The following is a 13,590-nucleotide window of genomic DNA, read 5'->3' as shown; positions in this document are numbered from 1 at the left end:
GAGGCCCGGCTCTGCCGGGCACCTCAGGATGAAGGGTCTCCGCGACAGGCAGAAAGCATCGGCCTCCGGTCCGCCTCGCTCACCCCTCCCCGCGCGGGCGCGGCGTCTTGTAGGGCGCCATGCCTTCGCGGGCGAGTTCGTCGGCGCGCTCGTTCTCGGCGTGGCCGGCGTGGCCCTTGACCCAGTGCCAGCTGACGCGATGGCGCTCGATCGCCGCCTCGAGGCGCTGCCACAAATCGACGTTCTTGACCGGCTTCTTGTCGGCGGTCTTCCAGCCGTTCTTCTTCCAGCCGTGGATCCAGCCGGTGATGCCGCCCTTGAGGTAGTTGGAGTCGGTCGTCAGTTCGACGGTGCAGGGGCGCGTCAGCGTCTCCAGCGCGGCGATGGCGGCCATCATCTCCATGCGGTTGTTGGTGGTGTCGGCCTCGCCGCCGCTCAGTTCCTTGACCTTGCCGCGCCATTCGATCAGCGCGCCCCAGCCGCCCGGGCCGGGGTTGCCGGAACAGGCGCCGTCGGTGTGGATGCGCACCACGTCGGCCGCAGTCTCCGTCTCGCTCATCGTTCGAGCCCGTAGCCGGCAGGGCTCGTTATCGCCCGGTGGAAGCGCAGCTTGCGATGATACTCGAGCGGGTCCTTCGGCTTCACCAGGGCGCCCGGCGGCACGTTCAGCCAGTCGTGGAGCCGGGTCAGCAGGAAGCGCAGCGCCGAACCACGCGCCAGCAGCGGCAGCGCCTCGACTTCCGCCGGCTCGAAGGGCCGCACCGCCTGGTAGGCGGCGAGGAAGGCGCGGCCCTTGGTCAGATTGAAGGACATGTCCGGCTCGAAGCACCACGAGTTCAGGCACACCGCCACGTCGTAGGCGAGCGCGTCGTCGCAGGCGAAGTAGAAGTCGATCAGGCCCGACAGTTCGTCCCTCAGGAAGAAGACGTTGTCGGGGAAGAGGTCGGCATGGATGACGCCGAACGGCAGATCGCCCTTCTTCGGCCAGTCGCGCTCGAGCAGGGCGAGTTCCGCCTCGATGTCGGCGCCGAGACCGGCGGAGACCTCGTCGGCGCGCGCCGCCGAGCGCTGCCACAGCGGCCGCCACGACGGCATCGACAGGGCGTTGGGGCGGCGGATGGCGAAATCGCGACCGGCGAGATGCATCTTCGCCAGCGCCTCGCCGAGGAGGCCGCAGTGGCGCGCCGTCGGGCGCCGCACCCACTGACCCTCGAGGAAGGTGACGATCGCCGCCGGCCGGCCGGCGAGCGTGCCGAGCGTCGCGCCGGAGCGGGCGTGGACCGGCAGCGGACAGCCGAGGCCGCGGGCGGCGAGATGGTCCATCAGCCCGAGGAAGAAGGGCAGATCGTTCGGATCGACCCGCTTCTCGTAGAGCGTCAGGATGAAGTTGCCGCTCTCGGTGTGGAGCAGGTAGTTGGAGTTCTCCACGCCCTCGGCGATGCCCTTGCAGGAGAGCACCCGGCCGATGTCGTAGAGGGCGACGAAGGCGTCGAGATCCTCGTCGGAGACTTCGGTGTAGACGGCCACGGGATCAGTCCTCGGTGTTGGCCTCGGCGCGTGCCTCGGCGTGGGCCTCGGCACCGGCCGCGTCGTCGCGCAGGCCCTTGGGGAGATTGAAGACGACGGTCTCTTCGGCCGCCACCACGGTTTCGACGCGCACCTCGCGACGTGCGGCGAAGGCGTCGATCACCTCCTCGACCAGCACTTCCGGCGCAGAGGCGCCGGCGGTGATGCCGAGGCGGTCGACGCCTTCGAAGATCGACCAGTCGATGTCGGCGGCGCGCTGGATCAACACGGCGCGGCAGCCCTGGCGCTCGGCGACCTCGCGCAGGCGCTGCGAGTTCGACGAATTGGGCGCGCCGACGACGATCATCGCCTCGACCCGCGGCGCCACCGCCTTGACCGCCTCCTGGCGGTTGGTGGTGGCGTAGCAGATGTCCTGGCGATGCGGCCCGTGGATCTCGGGGAAGCGACGGCGCAGCACCGCGACGATCGCCGCGGTGTCGTCGACCGACAACGTCGTCTGAGTCGTGTAGGCGATCTCGCGACCCGCGGGCGGCACGACGGTCTCGGCATCCTCGGTCGAGGTGACCAGCGTCACCGCGCCCTCGGGGAGCTGACCCATGGTGCCGATCACTTCCGGGTGACCGGTATGGCCGATCAGGAAGACGTGACGACCGCGTTCGTGGTGCTGCTCGGCGGCGCGGTGGACCTTGGTCACCAGCGGACAGGTCGCGTCGAGCGAGAAGAGACCGAGCCGTTCCGCCGTCTCCGGCACCGACTTCGGCACGCCGTGGGCGGAGAAGACCACCGGGCGGCTGCGGTCGGGGATCTCGTCGAGTTCCTCGACGAAAATGGCACCGCGCCGCTTCAATCCATCGACGACGTGGCGGTTGTGGACGATCTCGTGGCGGACGTAGACCGGCGCGCCGTGGATGGCGAGCGCCCGCTCGACGATCTGCACGGCGCGGTCGACGCCGGCGCAGAAACCGCGCGGGGAGGCGAGAAGAATCTCCAGCGGGGGCTCGGTCGCCATGCGGATCTCCGACGGGGCGGGAAGGTCCCGGGAATAGAGGGAGCGGGCGCCCCGCTGTCAAGGACGCGGAGGGTGCCGGTGCACCTTCGCGGCGAATGACCGTGGCGAGGCCGGCGCGGCGATGCTATGGAAGGCGTCCTCGCCCTTCCAAGCGACGAACGGGAGCCGCGTATCATGTCTCTCCGGCACAAGACGATGTCCGGTCGTGCCCGCATTTCCATCGCTGCTCCGGCGGCCCTCGCCATGCTGGCGCTCTCGGGCTGCGGCACCAGCGACAGCATCGGCTCGAACTTCTCGCCGATGAAGGCGCTCTCCGGCACGCTGAGCGACCCGAAGCCGATCGATCCGGCGGTCTTCGCCGCGACCCCGGTCTGCCCCGAGGCGATGGTGCGCGAAGGCACCGAGTTCATGCCGATCTTCGAGGCCGGCAAGCCCGGCAACCTCGACGCGGTGCGTTTCCAGGCCTCTGTCCAGCGCGTGGCGCGCGACTGCGAGGAGGCGATCGGCGGCGGCATCAAGGTGCGCGTCGGTGTCGCCGGCCGCGTGCTCGCCGGCAAGAGTGCGGCGACCGGCACGGTGACCATCCCGGTCCGCGTCGCCGTCACGGCGGGCGACAAGGTGCTCTATTCCAAGCTCACCACCACCCAGGCGACGGTGCAGGCGCCCGACTACTCGGCGCTGTTCTCGATCGTCGACGAGGGAATCACCCTGTCGGTCGCGGAGAGCCAGGCGGTCACCATCTACGTCGGTCTCGACGGCAAGGGCGACGTCGGCGGCAAGCCGAAGAAGCCGGCACGCGTCCCGACCAAGGGCTGAACCGAAACGACAGGCGCGATGCCGCGAAAATCCGCGACGCCCGTCGGATCGGGCGTTGACGCGGGCCGTGCGCTTCTCTATCGCTCGATGGATCGGGGTCACGTCGCGCCCCGTGGCGAACGGGTCTTCGGACCCGCGCGCACTGCCCCGGCGGGAGAGCCCGGAACCCTCGCGAGAGGATGTCCGGCGCCGAAGGAGAAACCGCCCCGGAAACTCTCAGGCCCAAGGACCGCGGGGGCGAGCGACACTCTGGAAAGCAGGCACGGGCTCGCCCGCTGCCTCACCGAAGGCGTAACCGGAATGCCCTGCCTCACGAGGCACTGGCCGCCGGGAAACTCTCAGGTCGTCCGACAGAGGGGGCGCGAGCGGATCACGCGATCCGATCGCCGCCCCACGAGTCGAATTCCGGAGTGCGCCCGATGGCTTCTTCCGCCGATACCGCCGTTCTCGAGACCCCGCTCGCCGCCTCGCACGTCGCCCTCGGCGCGCGCATGGTGCCCTTTGCCGGTTACCTGATGCCGGTCCAGTACCCGACCGGCATCATCGCCGAGCACGCCTGGACCCGCGAACACGCCGGCCTCTTCGACGTCTCCCACATGGGCCAGGGCGCCCTCGTCGGTCCCGACCACGCCACCACGGCCGCAGCGCTCGAGGCGCTGGTGCCGGCTGACGTGCTGAACGTCGGCGAAGCCCGCCAGCGCTATTCGCAGCTGCTGAACGCCGAAGGCGGCATCCTCGACGATCTCATGTTCTCGCGCGAGACGGGCGCCGACGGGCGCATCCTCCTCGTCGTCAACGCCGCCTGCAAGGCGGCCGACTGGGCCCACATCGCCGCCAACCTGCCGGCGAACGTCCGGCTCGAGACCTACGACGACCGCGCGCTCCTCGCCCTCCAGGGTCCGGAGGCGGAAGCCGTGCTCGAGGCGCTCGGCGCCGACGTCTCGTCGATGCGCTTCATGGACGTCGCCGCCCACACCATCGCCGGCGTGCCGATCCTCGTCTCGCGTTCGGGCTACACCGGCGAGGACGGGTTCGAGATCTCGGTCGCGGGCTGCGACGTCGTCCGCCTGTGGGATCTGCTGCTGCAAGATTCGCGGGTGAAGCCGATCGGCCTCGGCGCGCGCGATTCGCTCCGCCTCGAGGGCGGGCTCTGCCTCTACGGCCACGACATCGACACCACCACCTCGCCGATCGAGGGTGGGCTCTCCTGGTCGATCCAGAAGCGCCGCCGCGTCGCGGGCGGCTTCCCCGGCGCCGCGCGCATCCAGCGCGAACTCGCCGAAGGACCTTCGCGCATCCGCGTCGGCCTGCTCGTCGCCGGCCGCCAGCCGGCGCGCGAGGGGGCGGAGATCGCCACCAAGGACGGCACGGTCGTCGGCGTCGTCACCTCCGGCGGCTTCGGGCCGACCGTCGAGGGGCCGGTCGCCATGGGCTACGTGCCGCTGACGCAGTCGATGCCCGGCACCGATCTCGATCTCATCGTGCGCGGCAAGGCGCTCGCCGCCCGCGTCGTCGCCCTTCCCTTCGTCCCGGCGCGTTTCCGCCGCTGATTCCTCCACCGGAGACCCATCATGAAGCTCTACACCAAGGACCACGAGTGGATCGTCATCGACGGCGACGTCGCCACGGTCGGCATCACCACCTATGCCCAGGAACAGCTCGGCGACGTGGTCTTCGTCGAACTGCCGGACGCCGGCAAGATGCTCTCCAAGGGCGGCGAGGCGGCGGTCGTCGAGTCGGTCAAGGCGGCGAGCGAGGTCTACGCGCCGCTCGACGGCACGGTGATCGAGGCCAACACCCGACTCGCCGACGATCCGGGCCTCGTCAACCTCGAGCCGGAGACCGACGGCTGGTTCCTCAAGATGAAGCTCGCGGCGGGTGTCGACACCTCCGAGCTGATGGACGAGGCGGCCTACGAGGCCTTCGTCCAGACGCTGTGAGGACGACGGGCGATCGACCCGATCGTGCCTTTCGCGGAGGCCCTTCATCCTGAGGTGCGAGCGCAAGCGAGCCTCGAAGGACGAAGGGCCGAGTGGCAAGGCCCGTCGACGCCTTCGCCCTTCGAGGCCCGGCTGTGCCGGGCACTTCAGGGTGAAGCCGAACAGGGGTGACCGATCGCCCCCCCATTCCCACGGAAACACCGGCCGCGGCTCCCCGCCCGGTCCTCCTCATTCGAGCCGCAGAGGCCCTTCATGCGCTACCTGCCCCTGACCGACGGCGATCGTGCCGAGATGCTGGCGCGGATCGGCGTCGAGACCATCGACGCACTCTATGCCGACGTGCCGGCCGACGAACTCATCGCCGCCCTGCCCGACCTTCCCCGCGCCAAGGGCGAGATGGAGGTCGAGCGCATCATGGCCCGCATGGCGGGTCGCAACGTCGTCGCCGGCTCGGTGCCGTTCTTCTGCGGCGCCGGCGCCTATCGCCATCACGTGCCGGCCACCGTCGATCACCTGATCCAGCGCTCGGAGTTCCTCACCTCCTACACGCCGTATCAGCCCGAGATCACCCAGGGCACGCTGCAGGTCCTCTTCGAGTTCCAGACGCAGGTCGCGAATCTCCTCGGTATGGAGGTCGCCAACGCCTCGATGTACGACGGCTCGACCGGCACCGGCGAGGCCGTGCTGATGGCCCATCGCGTCACCAGGCGGCGCAAGGCGGTCGTCTCCGGCGGGCTCCATCCCCATTACGCCGAAGTCATCGCCACCCTCTCCGACATGGCCGGCGACAACGTCGTGCGGCTCGCCCCCGACGTCGGCGGCGGCGAGGATCTGCTCTCCGCGATCGACGGCGAGACCTCCTGCGTCGTCGTCCAGTCGCCCGACGTCTTCGGCCGCATCGTCGATCTCTCGCCCATCGCCGAGAAGGCGCATGCGGTCGGCGCGCTGCTGGTGGCGGTCGTCACCGAAGTCGTCTCGCTCGGCGCGATCGAGCCGCCGGGGGCGCAGGGTGCCGACATCGTCGTCGCCGAAGGGCAGTCGCTCGGCAATCCGCTCGGCTTCGGCGGCCCCTATGTCGGCCTCTTCGCGACGCGTCAGAAATACGTCCGCCAGATGCCGGGCCGGCTCTGCGGCGAGACGGTGGACGCCGAGGGCAAGCGCGGCTTCGTGCTGACGCTGTCGACCCGCGAGCAGCACATCCGCCGCGAGAAGGCGACGTCGAACATCTGCACCAATGCCGGGCTCTGCGCGCTGGCCTTCTCGATCCACCTGACGCTGCTCGGCGAGGCCGGCCTCACCCGGCTCTCGGCGCTGAACCACGAGGCGGCGATCGAGGTGGCCGACGCGCTCGGCAACCTGCCGGGCGTCGAGGTGCTGAACGACACGTTCTTCAACGAGTTCACGGTGAAGCTGCCGACGAACGCCGCCGCTCTGGTCGAGAAGCTGGCGAAGGACGACGGCATCATCGCCGGCGTGCCCGTCTCGCGGCTGATGCCCGACGCCGGCCTCGACGATCTCCTGATCGTCGCCGTCACCGAGACCACCACCGCCGACGATCGCGCCGCGCTCGTCGCCGCGATCTCCGAAGCGATCTGAGAGGGGAACGAGACATGGCGCTCAACGACAAGGGCCGTCCGACCCGCCCCGAAGAGGTCACCGAAACCGCCGCTCCGGCCGGCACCTTCACCGGCAACCGCGCCCTCGACGTCGAGGAAGGGCTGATCTTCGAGATCGGCCGTCCGAACGTCACCGGCGTCGACCTGCCGGCGCCCAGAGGCACGAAGTCCCGCCTCGGCGGTCACGCCCGCAAGGCGCCGCTCGATCTGCCGGGCCTCGCCGAGCCCGAGGCGGTGCGCCATTACGTGCGGCTGTCGCGGCGCAACTATTCGATCGATGCCGGGCTCTATCCGCTCGGCTCCTGCACGATGAAGCACAACCCGCGGCTCAACGAGAAGATGGCGCGGCTGCCGGGCTTTGCCGACGTCCATCCGCTCCAGCCGGTCTCGACCGTCGAGGGCGCGCTGGAACTCGTCGCCGAGCTCGGCCGCTGGCTGGTCGAACTGACCGGCATGAAGGCCGTCGCCATGAGCCCCAAGGCGGGTGCCCACGGCGAACTCGCCGGCATGATGGCGATCAAGGCGGCGCTGCGGGCCCGCGGTCTCGACAAGCCGGTCGTCCTCGTCCCCGAGAGCGCCCACGGCACCAATCCGGCGACGGCGGCGCTGATCGGCTTCGAGGTGAAGGCGGTTCCGGCGCGTGCCGACGGCACGGTGGCGGTCGCCGACGTGAAGGCGGCGATCGACGATCGCGTCGGCGCGATCATGCTGACCAACCCCAACACCTGCGGCATCTTCGAGCCGGAGGTGGCGGAGATCGCCGCGGCGATCCACGAGGCGGGCGGCTACTTCTACTGCGACGGCGCGAACTTCAACGCCATCGTCGGCAAGGTGCGCCCGGGCGACTTCGGCGTCGACGCCATGCACATCAACCTGCACAAGACCTTCTCGACGCCGCACGGCGGCGGCGGGCCGGGTGCCGGTCCGGTGGTGCTCTCCGAGCGGCTCGCCGCCTTCGCGCCCTACCCCTTCGTGCGGATCGAGGGCGGACGGCCGACGCTGGTCGAGGATCCCTCCTCGGTGGCCGCCGGCGAGACGCCGTACGGCCGGCTCACCGCCTTCCACGGCCAGATGGGCATGTTCACCCGCGCCTTCGCCTACATGCTCAGCCACGGCGCCGACGGGCTCCGCCAGGCGTCGGAGGACGCGGTGCTGTCGGCGAACTATCTCAGGGCCTGCCTTTCGGACCTGATGACGGTCGCCTTCCCCGACCATCCCTCGATGCACGAGGTGCTGTTCGACGACCGCTTCCTGGAAGGCACCGGCGTGACCACGCTCGACTTCGCCAAGGCGATGATCGACGAAGGTTATCATCCGATGACCATGTATTTCCCGCTGGTCGTCCACGGTGCCATGTTGATCGAGCCGACCGAGAGCGAATCCAAGGCCTCGCTCGATCTCTTCGCGGCGACGCTGCGCGACCTCGTCATGGCGGCGAAACGCGGCGAGACGGCGCGGTTTTCCCAGGCCCCGCGCTACGCGCCGCGTCGCCGTCTCGACGAGACGCGCGCGGCCCGCGCGCCGAAACTCAAGTGGGACAAACCTGTCGTTGCAGGGTAATTCCCGTCATCCACGACTTTGAGGCGAGTGGCGGCGGCGACGCCGCCACTTTTTCATTGCTGAAGTCAACGCACTGACGCGAAGTAAATCGAGTTTCGATCGATACCGTTTCTGTACGCATGCGCGGCCCACCCGGCAAAGTCTTGCGCCATCACTGAAATCAGCGCGGCACGTGACATTCCGCGACAGCGCGTCGCAGCCCAAACACGTCGAAAACCAAATTGTCGCCTTTCGCGACAAGGAATTGGCAACTCTCCGCCACCAAGATCGTTCATCGACCGATCGACGACGAGGGGCGACCCACCTCGAACCGACCGGGGAGGAATGACGTCGTGGAGTTCTTCTATTGGAATGCCAGCTTCGAGATCGGCATCCCGCTGATCGACGAGCAGCATCGCAAACTGGTGGATCTCATCAACAGCCTCGCCACCGCGATTTCGGAGGGCGGGCGGCTTCCGCACGTCGAGGCGTTGATCGGTGAACTGACCGACTATGCGGCGCGCCATTTCGACGACGAAGAACAGATCATGGCGGATGCCCCGCTCTCGGAGAACGAGAAGGAGCGTCATCGCAAGTCGCATCGCGGCTTCGTCGAGAAGGTGCGCGAGATCGCCAAGCGCGACGACCTGCTGCGCGCCGACGTCTCCGAGCAGGTGCTGGAGTTCCTCGTCACCTGGCTCGTCTCCCACATCCTCGGCTCGGACCGCAAGATCAGCCAGGCGCTGAAGGCCGAACAGAACGCGCAGGAACAGACCGCAGGCCCCAGCGTCGAGCAGGTGCTGATCGCCGCGCTCGGCGAGACCGAACGGCGCTTCCGGCTGGTCTCCGACTATGCCCCGGCGATGATCTGGGTCTGCGATCCCAAGGGTACGCGCGGCTACGTCAACCGTGCCTGGTCGAACTTCGTCGGCGTCGAGGACGGCGAGGCGCAGGACTGCGACTGGTGCATCTACGTCCACCCCGACGACCGCGACGCCTATCACGACCGCATCGGCACGCTGGTGGCGGTGCGCGGCTCGGGCGAGATCGAATATCGTCTGCGACGCGCCGACGGCGAATGGTGCTGGGTGCTCGAGCGCATCCTGCCGCGCTGGGACTCGTCGGGCACCTTCATGGGGCTGATCGCTTCGGCCGTCGACATCACCGCCATCAAGCGCTCGGAAGAGATGCTGAGCCTCGCCAATCGCGAGCTCGAGGCTGAGGTGGCACGCCGTACCGCCGAGCTCGAACAGCTGATGCAGACCGATCCGCTGACCGGCATCGGCAACCGCCGCCTGCTCGGCGAACGTCTCGGCCGCGCCATCGAGCGGGCCGGCCGCGACGGAACCGCGCTGACCGCGATCTTCATCGATCTCGATCACTTCAAGCGCATCAACGACGCCTTCGGCCATCCGATCGGCGACCGGGTGCTCGCCCGCGTCGCCGGCGTGCTGCGCGCCAACGTGTCGCGCCACGACACGGTGGCCCGCTACGGCGGCGAAGAATTCGTCGTCCTGCTCGACGAATGCGATCTCGACGACGCCTTCCGCGTCGCCGAACGGCTGCGCGCGGCGATCGGACGGATCCGCCTGCACGAAATGGACGGGACCGTCTCGGCCAGCGCCGGCGTCGCCCAGTGGCATCCCGGCCAGTCGGCCGACGGATTCCTGGCGGCGGCCGACAAGGCGCTCTATCGTGCCAAGAAGAACGGGCGTGATCGCACCGTCCTCGCCGACCCCGAGGCCGACACCGAGACCGCCGAAGCCGCCTGAACGCGATGGCGCCCGCCATGTCCGACGACGTACCCTCCCCGCACACGCGCGACGACGCCGTCGATGCGACGCGCTTCCTCGGCTTCACGGCCGTGGTCCTGCTCCACGTCATGCCGAATCGCTATTGCGACGCGACGCTCTGGCACCTGGCCATCGACGGCACCAGCCGCTTCGCCGTCCCGGCCTTCTTCATGATCGCCGGCATGATGCTGGCGCATTCGTCTCGCGGGCCGTCGGAGGACATCCGGCGACGCGTCGTCCATCTGGTGCCGGTGTTCCTGTTCTGGGAAGTCGTGTTCCAGGCGATGCGGGCGGTGGGGATCTGGAAGCGCGGCGACGATCCCTTCGGCGCCGACTTCGTGCATGAACTCGCGCGGATCCCGATCGACGGCGGTTTCGCCTTCCATCTCTGGTACATCCCGTGGATGCTCGTCACCTGCGCCGTCTTCCTCCTCGCCATGGCGGCGATGCGGCGTCCGGTGGTGACGGCGATGGCCGCCGTGACCCTTCTCGCGGGGCTGGCGATCGGCCCCTACGATCTCCTGTCCGGCCCCATGGCGGCGATCGGTGCGGAAACCCCGGGGACACGGCTGCCGATGCTGCGCGACAGCCCGGTCTACTGGCTGTTCTTCCTCAGCCTCGGCCACGTCCTCGGCTCGACGACGGCGTGGCGACGGATCGGCGTACCGGCGCTGATCGCGCTCGCCGCCTCAGGGTGGCTGTTGCAGCTCTTCGAACGGGCGCACGTCCAGAATGCGCTCTGGGCCGACTGCCCGCCGCAGCAGGCCGGCGTCGACATGGTCTTCGGTACGGTCCTGTGGACGGTCGCCGTGGTGATGCTGGCGGTCGGTCACATGCCGGTGGGGCTCGCCCGGAGGCTGGCGCCGATGGGACGCTTCACGCTCGGGCTCTATTGCGTCCACGGCATCTTCGTCATCGTCTTCGACACGCTGAGCCGCCGCCATGCGCTCGGCGAGGGTACGACCGGGCTCCTGCCGCGCATCGCCGCGGCGGCGGTGATCATCGCCCTGTCGGTCGGCGTCGTGTCGGTGATGGCGCGGCTGCGCCCGCTCCGCCGCTTCGTCACGTGAAGCGGCGAGCGGCGCGTGCCACGGACGCTCAGCCGAGCGCCGCCTCGAGCGCGTCGGCCATCTCGTTCTCCGGCGCGAAGATCCAGTCGACCGCCGCCACCGTCACCATGGTCGCCCCCTCGGCGCGCAGCGCGTCGGCGAGCGCCGCGACCTGCTTCGCCGGGGCGTGAAGGACGAGCGGATTGCCCGCCGTCGGCACGCCGAAGGGCGCGGTGGCGCCGAAGCGGGCGGCGGTCGCCACCGCGACGGCGGCATCGCTCACGGCGCAGCGCAGCTCGCGGGTCCGCCGGGCGCGGGCCTCGGAGGCGACGCGGTCGAGGATGGTGCGGGCGCGGGCGCGGTGATCGTCGGTCCACGCCGCCGTCTTGGAGGCGACGAGATGGGCCTGGCTCTTCAGGATCACGCCGTCGGTCAGGATCTTCAGGGCGTTGGCCTTGAGGGTCGAGCCGGTCGTGGTGATGTCGACGATCGCCTCCGCCGCACCGGAGGCCGGCGCGCCTTCGGTGGCGCCGAGGCTCTCGACGTTGCGATAGTCGGAGATGCCGTGTTCGGCGAAGAAGCGGCGCGTCGTGTTGAGGTACTTCGTCGCGATGCGCAGCTGGTGGCCGTGGCGGGCGCGGAACTCGGCCGCGACGTCGCCGAGATCGGCCATGGTCACGACGTCGATCCAGGCCTGGGGCACCGCCACCACGACGTCGGCGAAGCCGAAGCCGAGTTCGGCGACGAGATGCACCTTGGACGACCAGTCGGCGACGTTCTCGTGGACGAGATCGAGGCCGGTGACGCCGAAGTGGACGTTGCCGGCGGCGACTTCCTTGGTGATCTCGGAGGCCGAGAGGAAGGCGATCTCGACGCCGTCGATGCCGCCGAGGCGGCCGCGATAGTTGCGTTCGCCGCCCGGCTGCAGCACGGCGAGGCCGGCGCGCTGGAAGAAGCCGTTGGTGTTTTCCTGAAGCCGGCCCTTGGAGGGGATGGCGATGATCAGATCGGTCACGGGCGATCTCCCAGTTCCTGGCCGTAGCCGCCGATGCCGAGGCGATCGAGCCACATCGAGAAGCCGCAGGCGGCGACCGGCGTGGTCGAACCCAGCCGCTCGAGCAGGCCGTCGTAGCGACCGCCGCCGATCACCGGCTTGTCGAAGCCCGCCTGCCCGGCGCGATCGGGGTCGCGCATCTCGAAGACGAAGCCGGTGTAGTAGTCGAGGTTGCGGCCGAAGTCGGCGCGGAACGTCGGACGGTCTAGGCCGATGCCGCAATCGCGGAAGGCCTCGTTGCGGCGGGCGAAGAGGTCGATCGCCGGCGCGATGTCGATGCCGACCTCGCGCTGGAAGGCGTCGAGCGCGTCGACCGCGCGTTCCGGCGAGGTCTCGAGCGCGAGATAGCGCGTCAGCACGCCCGCCGCCTCCGGCGTCAGGCCGCCGGCCGAGGCGACCGCGGCACGTTCGAGGAAGCGCTCGGCGATCTCGTGGGCGGTGCGGCCGCCGACGGTGGCGATGCCGGCGAGGCCGAGCAGGTCCTCGACGAGGCTGCGCGCCTCCTCGGGCTTCGAGCCTGCGAGCGCGCCGAGGATGCCGGCATGGCGGATCGCCTCGTCGGCGCCCTCGCCCGCCGACAGGCGGCGGATGGTGGCGACGAGGCGCTCGGGCGTGCCGAAGAGGCCGCGCAGACGGCGGCGCAGGGGGGCGGCGAGGCCGAGCCCGTCGAGCAGCGCCAGGAACAGGCCCTCGTCGCCGATCTTGACGATCGGCTCGTCGAGGGCGAACAGCGTCGCCGCCTCGAGCGCCAGCGCCAGCACGTCGGCGTCGGCCGCGGCGCGATCCTCGTTGCCGAAGAGTTCGATGCCGGCCTGGAGGAACTCCGCCGGCTCGTCGACGCGCTGGCGGAACACCGGACCGAAATAGCCGAGCGCCGCCTCGCGGCCGGCGGCGCCCTGCTCCAGGTAGTGGCGGCAGATCGGAATGGTGAAGTCGGGACGCAGGCAGAGCTCGTGGCCTTCGGCGTCCGTCGTCAGGAACAGGCGGCGGCGGATGTCCTCGCCGGCGGTGTCCAGGAAGAGATCGGCCGGCAAGAGGATCGACGGCTCGACCATCTCGGCCTCGGTCTCGCGCTGGAACAGCGCGACGAGTTCGGCGGTCGGGTCGAAGGCGGAGAGCTCGTCGCCGGCTTCGGCGTCGGCGCCTCCGTCGAGCAGTTCGGCCAGCGCCTCGGGCGTGTCGATGCCGACTTGCCTCAGCAGGCGGAGCATCTCGGCGGCGTTGGGATCGGTCGGGGTCGCCATGGG

The 13,590-nt window shown here is 69.7% G+C and carries 12 protein-coding genes and 2 riboswitches; of the genes, 7 read left to right on the top strand and 5 right to left on the bottom strand.

Features of this window, described 5'->3' with window-relative positions:
* Window positions 1–79: 79 nt before the first annotated feature.
* The 3 genes from rnhA to ispH are packed head-to-tail and all read right to left on the bottom strand — an operon-like array spanning window position 80 to window position 2,536.
* Window positions 80–559: a ribonuclease HI gene (gene rnhA, locus ACT53U_RS10400; RefSeq protein WP_476154783.1), complete on the bottom strand. Its 480-nt coding sequence runs from the start codon at window positions 557–559 to the stop codon at window positions 80–82.
* Window positions 556–1,527, bottom strand: coding sequence for a homoserine kinase (locus tag ACT53U_RS10395; RefSeq protein ID WP_476154781.1), 972 nt, complete (start codon window positions 1,525–1,527; stop codon window positions 556–558). Before ACT53U_RS10395 ends, rnhA begins: the two co-directional genes overlap by 4 nt.
* A gap of 4 nt (window positions 1,528–1,531) precedes the next feature.
* Window positions 1,532–2,536, bottom strand: coding sequence for a 4-hydroxy-3-methylbut-2-enyl diphosphate reductase (gene ispH, locus ACT53U_RS10390; RefSeq protein ID WP_476154779.1), 1,005 nt, complete (start codon window positions 2,534–2,536; stop codon window positions 1,532–1,534).
* A 174-nt stretch (window positions 2,537–2,710) separates the two neighbouring features.
* On the opposite strand from ispH, the gene ACT53U_RS10385 reads away from it, so the two are divergent.
* From ACT53U_RS10385 to ACT53U_RS10355, 7 genes are all read left to right on the top strand, one after another.
* On the top strand, window positions 2,711–3,352 hold the full coding sequence (locus ACT53U_RS10385; protein ID WP_476154778.1) for a hypothetical protein: 642 nt from the start codon (window positions 2,711–2,713) through the stop codon (window positions 3,350–3,352).
* A 141-nt stretch (window positions 3,353–3,493) separates the two neighbouring features.
* A riboswitch (glycine riboswitch) is annotated at window positions 3,494–3,594 on the top strand.
* Window positions 3,595–3,716, top strand: a riboswitch (glycine riboswitch). It begins immediately after the preceding riboswitch.
* Between the two features lie 55 nt (window positions 3,717–3,771).
* Window positions 3,772–4,902: a glycine cleavage system aminomethyltransferase GcvT gene (gcvT, locus tag ACT53U_RS10380; protein WP_476154776.1), complete on the top strand. Its 1,131-nt coding sequence runs from the start codon at window positions 3,772–3,774 to the stop codon at window positions 4,900–4,902.
* An 18-nt stretch (window positions 4,903–4,920) separates the two neighbouring features.
* On the top strand, window positions 4,921–5,292 hold the full coding sequence (gene gcvH / locus ACT53U_RS10375; protein ID WP_476155059.1) for a glycine cleavage system protein GcvH: 372 nt from the start codon (window positions 4,921–4,923) through the stop codon (window positions 5,290–5,292).
* A 252-nt stretch (window positions 5,293–5,544) separates the two neighbouring features.
* The gene (gcvPA, locus tag ACT53U_RS10370) at window positions 5,545–6,888 is read left to right on the top strand and encodes an aminomethyl-transferring glycine dehydrogenase subunit GcvPA (RefSeq protein ID WP_476154774.1); all 1,344 of its coding nucleotides are present in this window, start codon (window positions 5,545–5,547) and stop codon (window positions 6,886–6,888) included.
* Window positions 6,889–6,902: 14 nt separating this feature from the next.
* Window positions 6,903–8,468, top strand: a complete 1,566-nt coding sequence (gene gcvPB / locus ACT53U_RS10365; protein WP_476154773.1) for an aminomethyl-transferring glycine dehydrogenase subunit GcvPB — start codon at window positions 6,903–6,905, stop codon at window positions 8,466–8,468.
* Between the two features lie 332 nt (window positions 8,469–8,800).
* Window positions 8,801–10,219, top strand: coding sequence for a bacteriohemerythrin (locus ACT53U_RS10360; RefSeq protein WP_476154771.1), 1,419 nt, complete (start codon window positions 8,801–8,803; stop codon window positions 10,217–10,219).
* Between the two features lie 17 nt (window positions 10,220–10,236).
* Window positions 10,237–11,310, top strand: a complete 1,074-nt coding sequence (locus tag ACT53U_RS10355) for an acyltransferase (RefSeq protein WP_476154769.1) — start codon at window positions 10,237–10,239, stop codon at window positions 11,308–11,310.
* Window positions 11,311–11,338: 28 nt separating this feature from the next.
* Here the strand turns inward: ACT53U_RS10355 and hisG are convergent, their stop codons facing one another.
* On the bottom strand, window positions 11,339–12,304 hold the full coding sequence (gene hisG / locus ACT53U_RS10350; RefSeq protein ID WP_476154767.1) for an ATP phosphoribosyltransferase: 966 nt from the start codon (window positions 12,302–12,304) through the stop codon (window positions 11,339–11,341).
* Entirely contained in the window at window positions 12,301–13,587 is a 1,287-nt protein-coding gene (locus ACT53U_RS10345) for an ATP phosphoribosyltransferase regulatory subunit (RefSeq protein WP_476154765.1), read from the bottom strand. Before ACT53U_RS10345 ends, hisG begins: the two co-directional genes overlap by 4 nt.
* Window positions 13,588–13,590: the final 3 nt, after the last annotated feature.

The sequence above is a fragment of the Pinisolibacter sp. DMC19 genome (assembly GCF_056313985.1).
The sequence above is the reverse complement of the archived record's forward strand: the minus strand, read 5'-3'. Positions and strand labels throughout refer to the sequence as shown.